At 41.4% G+C, this 19,349-nt stretch carries 16 protein-coding genes and 1 riboswitch; of the genes, 7 read left to right on the forward strand and 9 right to left on the reverse strand.

The genetic code is table 11. The features are described 5' to 3' along the window. Nucleotides 1-137: 137 nt before the first annotated feature. Nucleotides 138-324: riboswitch (cobalamin riboswitch) on the reverse strand. A gap of 146 nt (nt 325-470) precedes the next feature. Continuing rightward, the gene (locus tag G509_RS0104935; protein WP_026990509.1) at nt 471-1,436 is read right to left on the reverse strand and encodes a GlxA family transcriptional regulator; all 966 of its coding nucleotides are present in this window, start codon (nt 1,434-1,436) and stop codon (nt 471-473) included. Between the two features lie 160 nt (nt 1,437-1,596). Here G509_RS0104935 and G509_RS22740 point away from each other — a divergent pair, with 160 nt between their 5' ends. From G509_RS22740 to G509_RS0104970, 6 genes are all read left to right on the forward strand, one after another. Further along, entirely contained in the window at nt 1,597-1,983 is a 387-nt protein-coding gene (locus tag G509_RS22740) for a DoxX family protein (RefSeq protein WP_051199946.1), read from the forward strand. Next, a complete protein-coding gene (locus tag G509_RS0104950) occupies nt 1,980-2,543 on the forward strand; it encodes a dihydrofolate reductase family protein (RefSeq protein ID WP_026990510.1) in 564 nt (187 codons plus the stop codon). The genes G509_RS22740 and G509_RS0104950 overlap by 4 nt, the downstream gene beginning before the upstream one ends. Nucleotides 2,544-2,567: 24 nt before the next feature. Beyond that, a complete protein-coding gene (locus G509_RS0104955; protein WP_026990511.1) occupies nt 2,568-3,095 on the forward strand; it encodes an SRPBCC family protein in 528 nt (175 codons plus the stop codon). Between the two features lie 160 nt (nt 3,096-3,255). Next, on the forward strand, nt 3,256-3,711 hold the full coding sequence (locus tag G509_RS0104960) for a VOC family protein (RefSeq protein ID WP_026990512.1): 456 nt from the start codon (nt 3,256-3,258) through the stop codon (nt 3,709-3,711). Between the two features lie 54 nt (nt 3,712-3,765). Then, a complete protein-coding gene (locus G509_RS0104965) occupies nt 3,766-4,146 on the forward strand; it encodes a VOC family protein (RefSeq protein ID WP_026990513.1) in 381 nt (126 codons plus the stop codon). 159 nt (nt 4,147-4,305) lie between these two features. Beyond that, nucleotides 4,306-4,809: a DinB family protein gene (locus G509_RS0104970; RefSeq protein ID WP_026990514.1), complete on the forward strand. Its 504-nt coding sequence runs from the start codon at nt 4,306-4,308 to the stop codon at nt 4,807-4,809. Here the strand turns inward: G509_RS0104970 and G509_RS0104975 are convergent, their stop codons facing one another. Continuing rightward, nucleotides 4,810-5,217 carry a hypothetical protein gene (locus G509_RS0104975; protein WP_026990515.1) on the reverse strand — a complete coding sequence of 136 codons (408 nt, stop codon included), beginning with the start codon at nt 5,215-5,217 and terminating at the stop codon, nt 4,810-4,812. 231 nt (nt 5,218-5,448) lie between these two features. On the opposite strand from G509_RS0104975, the gene G509_RS0104980 reads away from it, so the two are divergent. Beyond that, complete coding sequence (locus tag G509_RS0104980) at nt 5,449-9,144, forward strand: T9SS type A sorting domain-containing protein (protein ID WP_026990516.1); 3,696 nt, start codon at nt 5,449-5,451, stop codon at nt 9,142-9,144. Between the two features lie 75 nt (nt 9,145-9,219). Here G509_RS0104980 and kynU read toward each other — a convergent pair whose 3' ends face one another. From kynU to G509_RS0105015, 7 genes are all read right to left on the reverse strand, one after another. Further along, entirely contained in the window at nt 9,220-10,503 is a 1,284-nt protein-coding gene (gene kynU, locus G509_RS0104985; RefSeq protein ID WP_026990517.1) for a kynureninase, read from the reverse strand. A gap of 141 nt (nt 10,504-10,644) precedes the next feature. Next, nucleotides 10,645-11,694 carry a tRNA preQ1(34) S-adenosylmethionine ribosyltransferase-isomerase QueA gene (gene queA / locus G509_RS0104990; protein WP_026990518.1) on the reverse strand — a complete coding sequence of 350 codons (1,050 nt, stop codon included), beginning with the start codon at nt 11,692-11,694 and terminating at the stop codon, nt 10,645-10,647. Between the two features lie 95 nt (nt 11,695-11,789). Continuing rightward, complete coding sequence (locus tag G509_RS0104995; RefSeq protein ID WP_026990519.1) at nt 11,790-13,019, reverse strand: 3-phosphoshikimate 1-carboxyvinyltransferase; 1,230 nt, start codon at nt 13,017-13,019, stop codon at nt 11,790-11,792. An 86-nt stretch (nt 13,020-13,105) separates the two neighbouring features. Further along, nucleotides 13,106-13,432 carry a nucleotide pyrophosphohydrolase gene (locus tag G509_RS0105000; protein WP_026990520.1) on the reverse strand — a complete coding sequence of 109 codons (327 nt, stop codon included), beginning with the start codon at nt 13,430-13,432 and terminating at the stop codon, nt 13,106-13,108. Nucleotide 13,433: 1 nt separating this feature from the next. Further along, nucleotides 13,434-15,362, reverse strand: coding sequence for a DUF3857 domain-containing protein (locus tag G509_RS0105005; RefSeq protein ID WP_026990521.1), 1,929 nt, complete (start codon nt 15,360-15,362; stop codon nt 13,434-13,436). A gap of 6 nt (nt 15,363-15,368) precedes the next feature. Beyond that, nucleotides 15,369-17,372 (reverse strand): transglutaminase family protein, encoded by a 2,004-nt coding sequence (locus tag G509_RS0105010; protein ID WP_026990522.1) that lies wholly within the window; start codon nt 17,370-17,372, stop codon nt 15,369-15,371. A gap of 33 nt (nt 17,373-17,405) precedes the next feature. Further along, nucleotides 17,406-19,346, reverse strand: a complete 1,941-nt coding sequence (locus G509_RS0105015) for a DUF3857 domain-containing protein (RefSeq protein ID WP_026990523.1) — start codon at nt 19,344-19,346, stop codon at nt 17,406-17,408. Nucleotides 19,347-19,349 lie beyond the last annotated feature (3 nt).

Genomic DNA, 19,349 nt, shown 5'->3' on the forward strand with positions numbered 1-19,349 from the left:
TTTAAAAAATTAATAAATTAGTTAAAAGCCCTTTTGCCCATTTCACAATGCCTTAAAGGAAGTATATAGCGGTACCGGCACGATACAGTTATCCTGTAACGGGGGAGGTTCAACCAATAGCTCCAGATCGCGAAAGCATTGTCAAGTTAGTTATGGCAGGTCTCCTGACTTGTAACATTTTTACCGTCCTTCCCACCTGTACAGGCAGTGGACAACATGGGTAAAAACTTTTGCGTTACTTACAGTTGCGCGACAGTTCGTGATTTGCACACGATTCCCTTTTAATACCGGCTTTCGCCGATAACCATTTCCGTTTGAAAGAAATTAAGTAAAGAACTTAGGCGGCAAATATAGGAACAATCTTTTTTAGATTGTTGGATTTTTTTAGATAGTTAGATTATTAGATCGTTACTCTGTCAGGCTTTAAATCGTATTCTTAAATCTAAATATCTAAAAGTCTAACAATCCTTTTAAACCATCTGCCCGCTAAACTTATCCCTGTACATTTTGGGGGTCATGCCTACGGTTTTTTTAAAGAGGGAGCGAAAAGTCTTCAGGTCGTTGTAGCCGCTCTCCAGCATCACTTCCAGTATGCTGTGTCGCGATTGCTCCAGCAATTGCTTGGCGGCCTCAATACGTGTTTTTTGCAGGTATTCTATTGGGGTAATGCCGGTAACCAACTTAAAGCGGCGCACCAGGTTGCGGCGGCTGGCGGGCACATCTATAATAATTTCTTCTATGGTATTGGCCTTGCTAAAGTGTTTTTTAATCTGGTCCTGCGTTTGCTTAACCAGGGCATCGCCATGATCGTGAGCCGGCGCAAAGGTGCCAAAATAGGTTTGCCGGTTACGGTCCAGGTCAATCGAAAAAACCTTGGCAGCACGCACCGCCACCTCTTTACTGCAATACACCTCAAGCAATAGCATTAGTAAATGGAAGGTATTGGTTGCCCCGCCACTGGTGTACACACGGTCTTTCTCGGTCACCACCGCTTCGGCCTGTAATTGCACCAACGGAAAGAGCCTTGCAAAGGCAGCCTCGGCATTAATATGGGTGGTTGCAGGCTTATTATCTAACAATCCGGCAGCGGCAAGCAAAAAGGCACCCGTGCAAAAACTGGCAACGGCAGCGCCTTCGGCATACTGGTTTTGCAGCCAGGGTATCCATGCCAAATTTGCGTTTATGGCCTCGCCAATACCATCGTGTTTAAAAGAGGGTACCAATATTAAATCGTAATACGATCCGGCCTCAACCGGCCTGCGCAAATGCTTATCATAAGCGCTTGCCGCGTGATTGGACTGGTGCAAAAGCGAGAGGGTAAAAGGCTGGTCGAGGCCGTCTTCGGTATAAAAACGATTGGCGGTTTCAAATACATCGAGCACCGCGGCGGCGCTTAAAAGGCGATGGTCGTGGGTAAGAATAATGGCTACTTGCATAATGGTTTGGCTTGGCGTTTTTATTAAAAACATGCTTTTGTCTCAAATGCCCCCTTATGTTGACTTTTAAGCACAGTAACAAAACTAAACATTTCATTTAAATTTGCAATAGCAAGCATAAATTATTAAATTCATAAAAAATTTAATAAAAACTTAACGTATGAAAAGATTATTAAGTCCCCTGTCGCTTAACCCCGATTTGGGAGCACTGCTGTTAAGGCTGTTGTTTGGCGGTATGTTTACTTATATCGGTTATGGTATGCTTGCCAATTACGACACTATAGTGCCCATGTTTGGTGATATTATTGGCAACCTTGTAATTTTTGCAGAGTTTTTTTGCGGCATCCTTATAGCATTGGGTTTGTTTACCCGCTTTGCCATTGTACCCGCTTTTATAACTATGGTAGTGCTCTACATTATTGCCCCTTTTGATGCCAAGGTCCATGCTTTTATTTTCCTGATTATGTGCCTGCCCCTATTTGTTGCCGGTGGCGGAAAATACAGCCTGGATTATATATTGTTTACTAAAAAACAAACCATAGAATGAGAAAGTTAAAACTGCAGGTACAGATGTCGGTTGACGGATTTATTGCCGGCCCCGAAAGCGAAATGGACTGGATGCGCTGGGATTGGGGCGATGATATTAATGCTTATGTTACCGAGCTTTGTAATGATATAGATACGATACTCCTGGGCCGAAAGCTGGCAGAAGGGTTTATTCCGCACTGGGAGCAAATGCAGGCCAACCCCGAAACTGCCGATGCCGGCTCTGAGCTTATGACGGCCACGCCCAAAATAGTTTTTACAAAGACGCTAAAATCTTCCGACTGGGTGAATACCACGCTGGCCACAGGAGAGTATATTGGAGAAATAAACAACCTGAAAAACCGAAATGGCGGCGACATTATTGCTTATGGCGGCGCAACTTTTGTATCATCGCTTATAAAAGCCGGCCTTATTGACGACTACTACCTGTTTGTAAACCCTGCTGCTTTGGGCAAAGGCCTGCCTATTTTTCAGGAAATAACCGGCACGCTTAATTTACAGCTTAAAGAGGCCAAAGCGTTTAATTGCGGCATAGCCGTATTGCATTACACCAAAGCATAACCATTATTAGAAAAACAACAAACCATGACAGTACTTTCCATCCTACTTATAACCCTTCTTTCAATTATCATAACGGCGCTGTTTATTGCACTGTTTATCCCTAAAGATTATGTTATTGAGCGCAGCATTGTTATAGACAAACCCGTACACACGGTGTTTGATTATGTTAAGCTGCTAAACAATCAGGAGCATTACAGCAAGTGGGTTATGCGCGACCCAGACAAAAGGGTTACCAACACCGGCATAGATGGCACCGTGGGCTTTAAACAGGCGTGGGTTGGCAAAAAAGCCGGCGAAGGCGAACAGGAAATTACCGGTATTGCACCTAACGAACGCATTACTATAACAATCAGGTTTGTAAAGCCATTTAAAAACACCGCCCACATTTATATGGCTACGCAGCCCCTTACCGAACACAGCACTAAAGTTACCTGGGGCATGAGCGGCAACAGCAAGTACCCAATGAATTTAATGACTGCCATGATGAAGGGCACATTAGGTAACGATATGGATACGAGCCTTAATTACCTGAAGATTATTTTGGAGAGATAGCTAATAGATTATTAGATTTTTGGATGATTGGATTTTTAGAGGAGATAATAGGCGGAAGATGATAGACGGGATATAATAGACTTCGGACATCCAACTTTCGACTTTATGACTTTCGACCTGATGACTTTACGACTTTACACTTAATTTAAACTATATAATTATGAGAGCATTAAACCCGTATTTAAATTTTAATGGTACTACCGAAGAGGCTTTTAACCATTATAAAAGTGTTTTTGGTGGCGAATTCCAAATGGTTATGCGCTATAAGGATATCCCTAAGGGCGAAGTAATGGATGGCTGTGTTGATATGCAGGACCAGGAAATTCCGAAAGAGGAAGAAAACTACATTATGCACATTTCGCTAATGATTGGTGATAGTGCCCTAATGGGCTGCGATGTACCATCGGCTATGGGGAAGGTTAATTTTGGCAACAGTGTATCGATATCTTTTAGTGCCGAAAGCCGCGAGGATGCCGACCGTGTTTTTGCAGGCCTGTCTGAAGGTGGCAAGATCATGATGCCTATGGGCGATATGTTTTGGGGTGCTTACTTTGGTATGGCAACCGATAAATTTGGTATTGACTGGATGGTTAGCTTCGATAAAAACTATCAATAAAAGCCTATGTTCCTGCTACCCATTATACAATCTAAACCTATAAATACAACAGCTATGTTTAAAGATGTAAAAGCATTCAGCGGATATTCGGCCAACAATACGCCGGCGGTTAAAAAGTTTTATACCGATGTTTTAGGACTTGAAGTTAAAGACGGTATAGAAGGAATTTTAGAACTGTACATTGCCGGCAGCACCCCGGTTATTATCTACCCGAAAGACAACCACGAACCCGCCACATTTACCGTGCTTAACTTCCCCGTGCCGGATGTAGAAAAGGCTGTAGCCGATTTAAAAGGCCGTGGCGTTAGTTTTGAAAGCTATAACCTGCCTAACTTTAAGACTGATGATGATAATATATTTCGCGGCGGTGGCCCGCTAATTGCCTGGTTTAAAGATCCGGCGGGCAATATACTATCGGTATTGCAGGAAGAGTAACCGATAGGCAGTGTTCAGTATTCAGTATTCAGATAGTTTGCAGTCGCAGTCGCAGTTTGCAGTTCGTGCACGCAGATTATAATCGCATTCTCAATTCTCAATTCTCAATTCTCAATTCTAAAATCTAAAATCTCAATTCTAAAATCTAAAATCTTAAGTATGTCGATACAAATCATCAATCAGTTAGAAAGCGCTCTGGGCGAAACCGTTGCACTTTTGTCTTCGTTTAATGAGGAGCAGATAAATAAAATTCCGTTTGAGGGTAGCTGGACAGCCGCGCAGGTAGGCAGGCACCTGTATAAATCAGAGGCCGATATAGACCAGTTATTCTACGCCCCTGCCCAACCCGCAGGCAGGCAGCCTGATGAAAGGGCCGAGGGTTTAAAGCAAATCCTTCTGGACTATAGCACCAAAATGAAATCACCCGACTTTATTATTCCCGAAGATATGGAGTTTGATAAGGCACGGTTGATTACATCATTAGCTGAAGCTAACGATAAGATGCTGAAAGCCGTATCCGGAACCGACCTTACGGATATTGCCCCGTTAGAAGACGGCAACCCATTACAAGGCAGCACCAAGCTGGAGGTAGTGCATTTTATAACCTACCACACCATGCGGCACAACCATCAGATAAATAAGATAAAAGAAATAGTGCAGTAACTATTGCGATACATTGTACTCAATCAGAGCCACTTCTTCAGCCTGGGGTGCAACGTGGCCTTCTTCTGTTTTTATAAGCTCGCCTTCCACAAAAATACTTAGTGTATAAGGCACCGGCTGTGCGCCATTGTTTACAAAACGCACCTGCTTGTGGGCATTAAAAGGTGGCTCCACGTGCTCAAACTCGTACCATTCTTCCAGAGCAGCAACCGACGTACCTTCTTCGGTAATCAGGTTACCGGTGGCATCCCGATAAATTACGCCTGCTATAACAGGCTCGGCAACATTAATACGGTATTGTATAAAAACATTATCATCGTCTTCGCTTTCGTCGCCGTGGCTGCAGGATACTGTGGCGGGCAAAACAGCAAATAACAACAGGGTTATGTAGGTAATTGTTCGTTTCATAGCATGTAAGGTTGATGCCCAAATATCTACAAAATTTTTATCCTCAAAAACCGAATTAACATTTTTATAACGATTTTGCGATTTTTAATCGTAACATTTTCAAACAGATAAAAAACACCTCTATCTCAATACAACTTTTTACTTAAAACTCAGCAAATTCACCAGTTATAAAAAAGGTAAAGCTTTTTGTTTAACAAAATAGTAGTAATATTGCCTTTCAAAACCAAGTATATGTATAAACACTACTTTAAATTTGTTTTGGCTGCGTTTTTTTTTATTACCGGCGTAATTACAAAAGCCCAAACCACAGTACCGTACTATAACACATTTGATAATCCGCTTGATGGTGCCGACTGGACACACTATGCTATAAGTGGTAACGACGACTGGACCTTTACCCAAGCTTATGGCAGCTATACCGAAGCGTGGAAAACCGGCTATTCTGATGTGCAGCAGCCAGGCGAAAGGGTATTAGAAACCCCAGCTTTTAACCTTACTGGTGTCATAGACCCTGTATTTACTTTTAATCATAGAACGAGTGCATCAAACGGCGATTATTTTAAGCTGGAGTATTCTATAGATAATGGCACCACATGGCTTATTTTGGATAATACTGCTGCTACCAAATTAAACTGGCAGGGTGCAAGCGGTTTTTTTACAGGCTACACTGCTGCAACAAAATCATCAATAAGCCTTACTTTTTTAAACAATCCGGCGTCGGTTAAATTTCGTTTCAGGTGCTTAACAAACTTTAGTACTGGTTTTGGCTGGGTACTTAACGATATTTACCTTGGCCCTAAAATAATTAATTTTACAGCACAACCCGCCTTAAATATTACTACAGCAGTTACATGTGCTACATTTACAGTATCTGCAAATGTAATTTTTACTAATACTTTTAACCAAGCAGCATCACTTACCACAAAATACTTTCTCTCTGCAAATACTACATTAGATCCTTTAGATCTGGAATTAGGAACCAAAACAGGGATGACAGGCGGAGGTGCGCAACAATGGGATAAAGAGCTTAGCCTGCCTGCAAGCACGCAACCCGGCAATTACTATATATTATATAAACATGACAATGATAATGCCGTAGCCGAATCTAATGAGGAGGATAATACAGGCATGGCGCAGCTTACCGTTAAACCTGTATTAAGCACGCCTTATTTTGAAAATTTTGAAACTCCGGGCCCCAACTCCTGGGATGCTTACATATCTCAATACGCTAACGACGATTTATTGTGGGATCTTGGCCAAGCATGGCGGCATCATTATACCGGGGCACACAGCGGCACACATGCCTGGCATACCAGCAATACTTTTTATTACGATACAAGTTTTATACAACCACAATGGGTAGAGTCGCCATTTTTAGACCTTAGCCAAAGTACAGGCCCGCAAATAATAAGCCTTTGGGCAAGCGGAGACCATACTTTTACAATTCAGTACAATACAGACTGCTCTTCTACATGGACAGACCTTGCAACAACGGGCGGTGGCGCTCATGAATGGTATCCTATAGTTATTAATCTGCCCGACGCCATTGCAACCCTGCCAAGTGTGCGTTTCAGGATTCAGTACCAAATGGTATACACCCTGCCAGAAGGCGTAGCTTTTGATGATGTTTACATTGGCCCGGATAAGCCCGATGTGGTTATATCGGGCATAAATAACGACCGTTTTACACTATCATCAGATCCTGAAATGTCGTTTAGTTATAGCCTGTTAAATTCAACTAATAATTATTATGATGAGTTTACAAGCCATACCAAATTTTACTGGTCTGCAGATGATGTTTTAGATACTAACGACCCTTTACTAGGCACAAAGCAGGAGGCTGACCCTAACCAGACACTTGAATTTTTAACTACCTATACGTTTACAAAACCCACTACTGCACCAGGAACCTATTACCTGTTTTGCAAAATGGATGCTAATAACGAACATGATGAGCGACAGGAAGATAATAACGTTGTTCGCTTTAAAGTAAACCAGCAGCAACTAGCTTCTTTTCCATACTTTAATGATTTTGAAACCGAGGCAAACAATTGGGAACATAGCAGTACCTTAACTGCCGACGACTGGCATTGGGGCACTGCAAGTGGCGCTACAGTAAACTCAACGGCATTTAGCGGCAGCAAAGCATTAATAGCTGCAAACAGCAATGGCAGGATTACACCCATGAGCCGCATGCATTATTACTCACCTATTTTTGACCTCACCGCTACAGATAACCCTGTTATGGAATTTGATATGCATTACATTATGAATATTTCGGGCAGTTCGCTTCTTGAAGAAGATGGTGGTGTAAGTGTAAGCTGCTCTACAGATGGCGGACAAAGCTGGTTTGACATTTATAACGAACTCGCTACATCTAACATGTGGCTTAGATATACAAATTACAACAGAGAAAACGGCCTTGATGAACACCAACGTTATGAAAACAGCACCCTGCACTACAACTCTAACCTGCAATTAAAGCCAAGCAATGCCTACAATGGCCGCGACTGCGACCGTACAACGCATTATGTAGCCAATCTGTCTGATTTTAAGCAATATGATAATGTAAGGTTTAGATTTAATATAGGTTTAAAAAATAATACTACCGAGCCCGACCTTACAGGCAATACCGAATGTACAGTACTTGTAGATAACTTCTCGATTGCAGAATCTACTAAAGACCTTACGGTAAAGTATAGCAAAGAATTGCAGATAAGTGCGCTTTCGCAAAAAATAAAATTCTTTATGCATGTTAGCAACCAGGGCAACAGTGCTACTAACCTTACTAATGCAAAGTTTTATGTTTCTACAGATACAACTCTTGATGCCAGCGATTACTATTTAGGAGAAACCCTGTTAAACCCCGTCAGGCCAGATAACAGTGCGTATATAAATACGGCATTTAGTGCTCCTGATAACCTGGACGACTACCAATATCTTATTTACGAGCTTGATGCCAACAATGCTAACATAGAAACCAACAAAACCAACAATATTGGTGCATGGCCCCTGGCATTAAACAGCCAGGAGACCTATCCGTACACTAATGAATTTGATGATATTGTGGTAAACGGATGGCACCAGTATTGCACCGCTACCGTAAACAGTACTACGCTTAACAACAATTATCGTATGCGTAATACGAGGGCTCCAAATGAATACCTTTCGTCTGTATATGATAACTATTATCCTGAAAACGGAATTTTTGCTACCGAAAGAATAAACCCTCCGTACTTTTCTAACGATGCGCAGGCATTTTATCTGGAAAGCCCAAGCTTTAACTTTACTACAGCCAATACCAGCAATCCATTATTCGTATCTTTTGAATTTTACTGTATGGGGCGTGGTGGCTCAGACGAAATTGGCACTAATAGCGATGGAGGTACTATGCAATATTCTATTGATGGAGGTACTACCTGGAATGTTTTAGAAGATCCTGCCCATACTTTTTATTGGCATTTTTTCGACGATTTTATAATTGATAATTTAGACACCAATGGGTGGCACCATTCGCAACCGGTATATGTACAGGCATCTTGTAGCCTTGCATTTTTAGCAGGGCAGCCAGATGTTGTATTTAGGTATAAATATTGCAGCAAAGCTCAAAATAGTGATGAGCATGCTAACGGATTAAGGATAAAGAATTTTAAAATTGGTGTAGATGAGGAACTTGCTGTAAAAGAAATGTCTAAAAATTCTTTGTTTACCTACTATCCTAACCCGGTAAACGATGTGCTAAACCTGCATGCTGCAACACCTATTAATAATGTAGCTGTGTATACCATTACCGGTCAGAAAGTTGTAGAAAAAATCGCCCATGATAGTAACGTCCAAATTAACCTTTCAGGGCTAAGTAAAGGCGTTTATCTTGCAAAAGTTACTGCCGGCAACAAAACCGAAACTGCAAAAATTATCCTGCAATAAGGCAACTATACCTTATAATACAAAAACAAACAGGCTACCTTTATTGGGCAGCCTGTTTTGCTTTATATAGTACTATTATTTTTTATGCGATAAAATACCGGCTTTTAAAACCTGGCCAAACTGGTACATATCCTCATAAGAGCAGTATAGCGGCACCGGTGCAAGGCGAATAACGTTAGGTTCGCGCCAGTCGGTTATTACGCCGTTTTTCATAAGGTAGTCAAACAACTGCCTGCCTTCGCCATGCAGGAATACCGATAGCTGGCATGCCCTTTCTTTGGGTTCAGAGGGGGTTATTATCTCAAAATGGCCGTTAACCTCGCGGTCAATTTCGTGCAATATAAATTCAAGGTAGGCTGTTATGTTATCCCTTTTCTGGATAAGTGCCGGCATACCAATCTCGTCAAACATTTCTACCGATGCCAGGTACGGCGCCAAAGATAGTATTGGCAGGTTGCTTATCTGCCAGCCCTCTGCCCCACGAACCGGGTCGAAGTTAGGCTCCATTAAAAAGCGGCGCTCTTTATTATGGCCCCACCAACCGGAGAAACGAGGCAGGTCGAGATCGTTATGGTGCATTTCGTGTACAAAAAGCCCCGATGCGTTACCCGGGCCCGAGTTCATGTACTTGTAGCTGCACCATGCGGCAAAGTCTACATTCCACTCGTGCAACTCTAAATGAATGTTGCCTGCGCCGTGGGCAAGGTCCCACCCAACGTAAGCACCGGCATCCTGGCCTGCCTTGGTAATGGTTTTCATATCAAAAACCTGACCTGTATAGTAGTTTACACCGCCAATTAGCACAAGGGCAAGCTCCTCGCCTACCTGCTTAATGGTATCTAAAATATCTTCTAATCTAATATTGTGCTCTCCCGGCCTGCGTTTAATCTCTACAATGGCATCTTCGGGCTCCAGCCCATGAAAGCGCACCTGGCTCTTAATCATGTACTGGTCGCTGGGGAAAGCCTTCTCTTCGCAAATAATCTTAAACCTCTTGGCAGTTGGCTGGTAAAAGCTAACCATCATTAGGTGCAGGTTAACGGTAAGGGTATTCATAACCGTAACTTCAGATGGCAAAGCACCCACTATTTTACTAAGCGGTGCTGCAAAGCGCTCCTGGTAGTCCCACCACGGCTTATCGGCATAAAAGTGGCCTTCTACCGCCAGTTTGGCCCAGTCGTCCATAACCTCATCTACATAGGCCTTGGTGCGTTTGGGCTGCAACCCAAGCGAGTTGCCTGTAAAATAGATTACCTGTTTGCCGTTTACATGCGGAAACAAAAATTCATCTCTGTATTTTGCCAGCTTGTCTTTGGCATCAAGCTGCTGTGCGAATTCGCGCGTATTTAAAAATTCCATTATAGTTAGTTTGTCGAGCGGTAAAAATAAGGATTTTAATTTGAGATTTCTGAATCTCAGAATCCGATTGTGAAAAATCAAGCGTTTTTTGCACAAAAAAAGCGGCCCTAAGACCGCTTTGATTTATATATTTTTTACCGATTATAAAATCAGCATGGCATCTCCGTAAGTGTAAAAACGGTAGCCTTCTTTAATAGCTTCGTCATACGCTTTACGCATCAAATCGTGGCCCATAAAGGCAGAGATCATCATTAGCAGCGTAGATTTTGGTGTATGAAAGTTAGTTATCATACAATCTGCCACGCTAAAATCGTACGGAGGGAAGATAAACTTGTTAGTCCAGCCTACGTAAGGGTTTAGCGTTCTGGCACTTGACACAGAACTTTCCATAGCCCTCATACTGGTAGTACCAACAGCGCATATTTTATGCTTGTTAACCTTAGCCTTATTCACGATATCGCAAGCTTCCTGACTGATTATCAACTCTTCAGAGTCCATTTTATGTTTAGAAAGGTCTTCTACCTCAACCGGGTTAAAAGTACCAAGGCCAACGTGCAGGGTAATTTCTGCAAAGTCTATACCTTTAATTTCCAGCCTTTTTAAAAGGTGCTTAGAAAAGTGAAGACCGGCAGTTGGTGCTGCAACAGCACCTTCTTCTTTAGCATATATGGTTTGGTAACGCTCGGCATCTTCCGGCTCTACCTCACGGTTAATGTACTTAGGTATAGGGGTTTCGCCAAGTTCTGTAAGCTTGTTTCTAAACTCTTCGTAAGATCCATCGTAAAGAAAACGAAGCGTACGCCCACGAGACGTGGTATTGTCAATAACCTCAGCCACAAGGCTGTCGTCGTCGCCAAAGTACAGTTTGTTACCAATACGTATTTTACGTGCCGGGTCTACCAACACGTCCCAAAGGCGCTGCTCAGAGTTAAGCTCCCTTAAAAGGAACACCTCTATACGCGCACCTGTTTTTTCTTTATTGCCATAAAGGCGGGCAGGAAACACCTTAGTGTTGTTAAGCACCATTACATCGCCTTCTTCAAAATATTCTATAACATCTTTAAATAGCCTGTGCTCTATTGTCTTGGTTTTACGGTTAATAACCATTAGTTTAGACTCGTCCCTGTTTTCAGTTGGGTGCTCAGCAAGAAGCTCTTTTGGTAAATTGAAATTGAAGTTTGATAATTTCATTATATATCTTTAATTGAGTGCAAATATACTATTGTATAACAGGCGTTGTCAAGTGTTTTGTAATATATTTATAATATCTTTTGAAATACAGGCATTTACAGCTCGTTTACAACAAAGCCAAGCGCCTGCATATCGTGCCAGAATGTAGGGTACGATTTAGATACCACACCCGCATCGTTAATAATAACTGGGGTTTTAATGGCCAGCGGCGCAAAGGCCATTGCCATACGATGGTCGTTATAAGTTGCTACAGCTACGGGACTTGCGGGAGGATTAAACCCAGCCTCAAGTGCTAAACTATCATCTGTGACCGATATTTTAGCCCCAAACTTACTTAATTCGGTTTTTAAAGCCTCAAGGCGATCAGTTTCTTTAATTTTAAGGGTATGAAGCCCCGTTAAATAGCAGCCAATACCTAAGCCAAAGCAGGTTACGGCAATAGTTTGGGCAATATCGGGCGTATTGTTTAGCTCGAAGCTAAGGGCTGACAGCTGATGGTTTAGCTTCTTTAAAACAATACTATTATTTTTAAAAGTAGTCTCTACACCCATTTCGGCATAAATTTCGGATAAAGCACTATCGCCCTGAAGGCTGTTTTGCTTGTACGATGATAACACTATTGCTGTACCAACATCTGCCAAAGCTACTATCGAATAAAAGTAAGAGGCACTGCTCCAATCGCTCTCAACAGTGATAGTTGCCGGTTGTTGGTTGTTGGTTGCTGGTTTCACGGTAATAACATTCCCCTTAAAAGTGGTTGCTATGCCTACTTCTTTCAAAAGGCTAAGGGTCATGTTTATGTAAGGTATTGAGGTTAGTTCGCCCTCCAGGGTAAGTTCGAGTCCGTTTTCTAAACGGCCGGCTACAAGTAATAACGCTGTTATATATTGGCTGCTTACATTGGCTTTCATTGCCACTTTACTCTGGGTTAGCTTTTTACCTGTTATTTTTATGGGAGGATAGCCCTCATTTTCTGTGTATTCTATTTGTGCGCCAAGGCTGCGCAGGGCATCTACCAAAACGGCAATGGGGCGCTCTTTCATGCGTTGCGAGCCTGTAAGCACCACCTCCTTACCTTCCTGAAGGGCAAAATAGGCCGTTAAGAAGCGCATAGCCGTGCCCGCATGATGAATATCGACAATAGCCTCGCTACCCGCTAATGCCTGCTGCATAACGGTGCTATCGTCAGATTCTGAAATGTTGTTTATAGTAATGCCGGGATATAGTGCCTGCAACAGTAACAGCCTGTTAGTTTCAGATTTACTTCCTGTAATTTTTATAGCGGTAGAGTGTACCGATGTATTCAAGTTTAATTTAATATCCATAATATTTGGCTGTTGCCTGATAAAAGTATGCCTTGTCTGTTTAACGGACAAGGCATAAGTGACGTATTACAACAAAAATACTAAAATTACTTTAGCTTTTGGTTGTTATGGTGGCGGTCGTGGTCGCGCTTAGATTTTAGGCCCATTTTTTTATCAAAAGCCTCCTGCAGGTTTACCCCCGTTTGGTTGGCCAGGCAAAGCACCACAAAAACCACATCGGCAAGCTCTTCGCCCAGGTCTTTGTTCTTATCGCTTTCTTTTTCGCTTTGCTCGCCATAGCGGCGGGCAATAATGCGGGCAACCTCGCCTACCTCTTCGGTAAGCTGGGCCATATTGGTAAGCTCGTTAAAGTAGCGTACACCATGCTCTTTTATCCAGTTATCTACATCTAACTGTGCGTTTTGTATGTTCATGCTATTGTTTTTTAAGTACTATCTTTTCGTTTTGCTTTTCTATCATCTGGGTAAAAAAACTTTTAAGCGCGGTGTAATACTCCTCGCTTATTATTGCCTCTGTAATTTCGTATATAGCCGTAAGCTGCAATTGTTTATCCTGTACACCAATAGTGTATTTAAAACTACCCAAACCATCGGGCAACACAAAACTACCCGAAGTTGGTACCGATTCTACCACATACCCGTCAGGAAGCCCAACGGTAACCATGTATTTATTTTTAAACGGATATTTAAAATCTATAGGATACAGCCTTTGGTCCTGTTTAAAAGGATTTTCGGCTACAGCAAAAAACAACATGGGGCTAAAATACAATTTATCTTTTATTTCATCGCAAACAGCACTGTTTGTAAAAGTAAACTCCTGCACAACCGGTTTTTCTGCAACTTCTTTATTAACAATAGCATGCTCTGTAACCTCAAGGCCATAGTATTCTTTTTCTAATTTCTGAATAGTGGCTTCGTTATCCAGCCCCGTTATATCATCTCTAAAAGTATAGGCATAATAATCAAAAAACTGGCGCCTGACTTTACCCGTAATTTTTCCGCCGCCATCTAACTGCGCCGATACGTTTGTATTTTTTTGAGATGACACTTTAGGCATTAAGTCTACCTCTATAGCCTGCCCATAATCCATAATCATTCGGCCATCCCAGTTTAAAGCCCTTACAGGCAATATGCCCGCCATAGTGTTTTTACTGGTAGCGTCTAACAACAGCAGGCCTTGTTCTGTTTTTACACTGGCAATAACATAATTAAAAGCACTATGGCTTGGATACAGCGACACCCCATGAGAGCGGGTGCTTACCAAAACCGGATTGGCTTTTAAACCCGCATACTGCAACATAGCGGTAAGCATAAGGTTAATTTCGGCCACATTGCCCACCTTTTTTTTATAAGCCTCTTTTACTCCCTGCCGGCTGTAATAACCCACATATTCATTCCAGTTCATACGCTGTTGCACATGCTTAAAAATAGCATCTGCTTTTTGCCTAAAGGTCATGCCCGGCAGTAAAAGGGCATCAACATCTTTTCTAAAATACGAGGTTTGAGTAAGCTGCTTGCCAAAATCTTCGTCTTCGTAAATACTCTTGGCAACTGCGGTCCAGGTGGTGGAGAGTTTTTGCACCTCTTCTCCGGCATGGTAATCTACCGCCGAGAGCTCATGCTTTACCGATGCCATGTAATTTCTGATATTATTTACATAAGCCTCATCTTTAAGGGCAGGCATATTTTTTGCCGTATATACTATCCTGTTCTCAGAAAAATAGTTGCGTTTTACAACCATTGGCAGGCTTTTAATAACATCGCCGCTTAAATAACTATTAAAGGTAAAATAAGTGGGTATGCTAATTTCATACTGCATATAGTTAACCGGTACCTTATCCTGAAAATACCAATCGCTAAAGTTCCAGAAATTAGGCATAGCTATCTTATACTTATATTCTATAACGCTACCCTCTTTTACATTGGGCATTTTAATTTTTTTGCCCAGTACATATTTATTTATAGTATCGGTATACTGGTCAGATGCATTAAGTTCGGTTTTTATTATACTGCCGTTTTCCAGGTTATAAGTAAATGCCTCCGAAAAACCGCAATCTTTAACGTTGCTACCTGTGTAATAATAAATTTCTTCGTTAGCATATTCGTAGCCTGACTTTTTGTAGATCTTAATACGGCTCTCTACCTCGGTAACCAAAGTCCAGGTTAGGCCTCTTAACTCAAAGTAGGTTTTGCCTTTACGATATAAAATAGCTGCCGGGGCACTGCTATCTGCCGGATGGATGCTTTCCTGGAGTTCTTTAACAGTAACGCCGCCCAGCGCAAAATCCTGCGCATATAAAGCACAGGAAGCTAACAAAACAAAAAACAGTAAAAACCTGCGCATTAAAAATTATTGTTTTTTAAGTACTATCTTTTCGTTTTGCTTTTCTATAACCTTTTGGTAAAAGTCTTTTAGTGTAGCGTAATAATCCTGCGGAACCGAGGCAAAATTAATATCCATAGTTACCGCAATTTGTATTTGATTGGCAGCACCATTGGCAATATTGTATTTAAAGGTACCAATATTATCTTCCATAGATATGGCTATCGAATTTGGTAGCGATTCTACAACATACCCATCGGGTATAGAAATATTAATCATGTACTTATCCTGGTGCGGGTATACAAAGTCTATCGGATACTCTCTTTTTTCCTGCTTAAAAGGGTTCTCTGCCTGGGTTAAAAACAACATAGGATTTATGTACATTTTATCGGCTATAACATCGGCCGATGCATTGTGTATAAAATCATATTCTTCTATAACAGGCTTGCTAAGGTCTTTATCGTTAAGCACTTTATACTGGCTAACCTCTAATCCTTTAAAATTGCCTTCCAGTTTTTCTAAATAACTTTCCTGGCTTATGCCCAGGTACTGCTCCCTGAAACCAAAAGCAATATGATCAAAATGCTGGTCGCGAATTTTACCGGTTATTTTTCCTTCAGCATCCATTTTTGCAGTCATGTTAACCACTTCTTTAGATATCATTTGCGGGGTAAGGTCTATTGCCAGGCTGGTGCCATCGTTTCTTATTAGCCTGCCCGACCAGTTTAGTGCCCTTGTGGGCAATATGTTAGGCACTGCCGATTTAGATGTGGCATCCAGCAAAAACAACTTATCATCTATAGATACCGCACAGATTACATAGTTAAATGCCGACCTGTTAGGAAACAGCGCTATTTTGTTAGAGCGGGTGCTTATTAAAACCGGATTGGCATCAACACCTGCATAGCGAAGCATACCGGTAAGCATAAGATTAATTTCGGCAGCATTGCCTACTTTAGCAGCATAGGCTTTTTTAACGCCCTGATCGCAAAATATACTTGCATAACTGTTCCAGTTCATTCTGTTTTTAACGTAAGAAAATATAGCCGCTGTTTTCTCGGTAGGCGAATTAAGCCCTGCTAATAATGCTTTTACATCTTCTTCAAAATAACCGGTTCTTTTAAGTTCCGGGCCAAAATCGTCGTTTTTATAAATGGTGGTAGCTACATCTTCCCAGTTAGACGAGTAAGTTTTAGTAGGTTCGTGCGGATATTTTACCATAGAAAGCTCATGCTCTATGCTTGCCGTATAATTTTCTACGTTGCCCGAATATTTTTCTTCTTTCATACCCGGCAGGTCGTTAAGAACATACGTAGTAGCTTCTTCTATATAATCTATCTTACTGTTGGTCATCCTGGTAGGGCTCTGTCCATCCCGCTCTTTTTCTACATAGTTAATAGCCCTCGTGTTCTTTTCTTTAGTAACCTTAGGTGTATAATATCCTCTAAAGTTTGGATTAAAGACGTAATATTCCGGAATTTTGGTTGTAAATTCAGAGTGGTTTACCGGTATGCTTTCCTGAAACTTCCATTCATTAAGCACATTTATAATTGGCGATGTTATTGTATACTTATACTCTACAATACTGCCCTCTTTAACATCGGGCATCATTATCTTTTTTTGCTTCCACCATTTATTAACCTGCTCACTAAATTCGCCTTCGCTTTTTAGTTTGGTCTTTTTAATTACGCCAGCCTCAAGGTTGTACGTTGCCGCCCTGGAAATATCTACACTTTCTTTGGTAGACTCATAACTGTAAAACGGTATGTTTTTGTTGGCCCAGCTGTAGCCGTCTTTAGTATATATCTTAATTTTTACCTGTACCTCTGTAATAAGGCTAAACCCTTTGGTTTCGTTATACATCATGTACGTCTGGCCTTTGCTAAACAATACAGCCGCCGGTGCCGATGGGTCTTTTGGATGCTTTTTCTCCTCCAGCTCTTCTTTGGTAACTTCGCCAAGGTCGTAATTTTGTGCCTGGGCGTTAAGGCCTGTAAGCACTAATAGCAGTAGTATTTTAAATAGTTTCATAATTGGGAGATTGGTATTTGTAGGTGGCTTTTGTTATGCTTTTTTAAGCACTATTTTTTCGTTTTGCTTTTCTATCATCTTCCTGTAGAAATCTTTTAGCGTAGGATAGTAATCCTGAGACACGTTGGCATAGTTAATATCAAACACAACACTAAGCTGCATTTGGTTATTTTGCACTACAATATTGTATTTAAAACTACCAATATTTTCTTCCATAACCAACGAAACCGGTGCCGGAACAGATTCTACCACATAGCCTTCGGGCAGTTTAATGTTTATCATGTATTTATCCTGATGCGGATATACAAAATCTACCGGATACTCTCTTTTTTCCTGCTTAAAAGGGTTTTCGTGCTCGGCAAAAAACAGCATTGGGTTAATATATACTTTATTGCCAATAACATCTATAGCACCCGTATGTTTAAAGGCAAACTCTGCCGATACCGGCTTAGTGAGATCTTTATCGTTAACCGTTTTATAATCAGAGACCTCCATGCCCGGATGAAGTTTTTCGAGTTTTTCCATACAGGTTTCGGCAGAAAGGGCCACGTATTTATCTCTAAAATTATACGCGTACATATCAAAATACTGGTCGCGCACTTTACCTGTTAAGATACCGTCTTTACTTAATTCAGACGACACATAAACAACCTCTTTAGACACCCCTTTTGGCATTAAGTTAACCTCTGCCGTATTGCCGTTTTCTCTAATTAAACGCCCCTGCCAGTTAAGCGCCCTTACAGGCAGCTGGCCTACTGTGGTATATTTGCTGGTAGCATCGAACAAAATAAAATTATCATTTAAAAACACCGCCGCTATAACATAGTTATAGGCCGTTAACGACGGAAACAAAGCCACGCCATTAGCACGCGTGCTAACCAGCACAGGGTTTGCTGTAAAGCCCGCGCTACGAAGCATAGACACAAGCATAAGATTAATTTCGGCCGTATTGCCGGTTTTATCAGCATAGGCTTTTTTAACGCCCTTGTCGCACAAATATTCGTTATGCTCGTTCCAGGCCATACGGCTTTGCACATGGCCAAATATAGCTGCCATTTTAGCCTCCTGAGACATACCCGGGGTTAACAGCGCCTTAAGATCGGCATCATAATACGAGCTTAGCTTAAGTTCGTTGCCAAATGAATCCATCTCGTATACTTTTTTAGCTACAGACTCCCAGTCTAAAGAATATTTTTTAACGGTGCCGTCCTGCTGCGTGTACGACGATAGGTCGTGCTTTAAAATAGACAGGTAATTTTCTACGTTATTTACATACGACTCGTCTTTTAACGCAGGTACATTTTTGGCCGTGTAGTTAGTAACAAGTTCGTTATAGCCAAAGTTGGTGCGCACTCTGGGTTCGGATATTTTTACATCTGCAAAGCCAGACATATAGCGGTTATAATCAAAAGAGCCCGGTATGGCCACCTCATACGTTATGTTATTAACGGGTATGGGATATTGAAAATGCCAATCGCGAAACGCCATAAAATAAGGCGTTTTTAAAATATACTTATATTCTATTACACTGCCCTCTTTAACGTTAGGCATTGTTATTTTTTCTACAGTATAGTCGGCGTTTAGTTTTTCTTCAAACTCGCCTTCGCTTTTAAGCTTGGTTTTTTCTATGTTGCCCCCAACAAGGTTGTAGGTATAAGCATCTGTAAAATATACTTTAAGCGTTCGGCCGCCCGAGTAATAGGTTATTTTATCTGATGCATACTTGTAGCCTTCTTTTTTGTATATCTTAACCCTTACCTCAACCTCGGTTACCATTTCCCAGTAACCATCGTTGGTTGCAAAAAAAGTTTTACCTCTTTTGTGTAAAATTGCAGCTACCGCCGATGTATCTGTGGGGTGCTGCTTTTCAAGAAGTTCTTCTTTGGTTACTTTACCTAATTTAAATTCCTGTGCAACTGCACTATAGCTTATAAGTAAAACAAAACTTAATGCTGTAAATAATTTTGTTGTCATACG

The organism is Flavobacterium subsaxonicum WB 4.1-42 = DSM 21790 (assembly GCF_000422725.1).
Taxonomy (GTDB): domain Bacteria; phylum Bacteroidota; class Bacteroidia; order Flavobacteriales; family Flavobacteriaceae; genus Flavobacterium; species Flavobacterium subsaxonicum.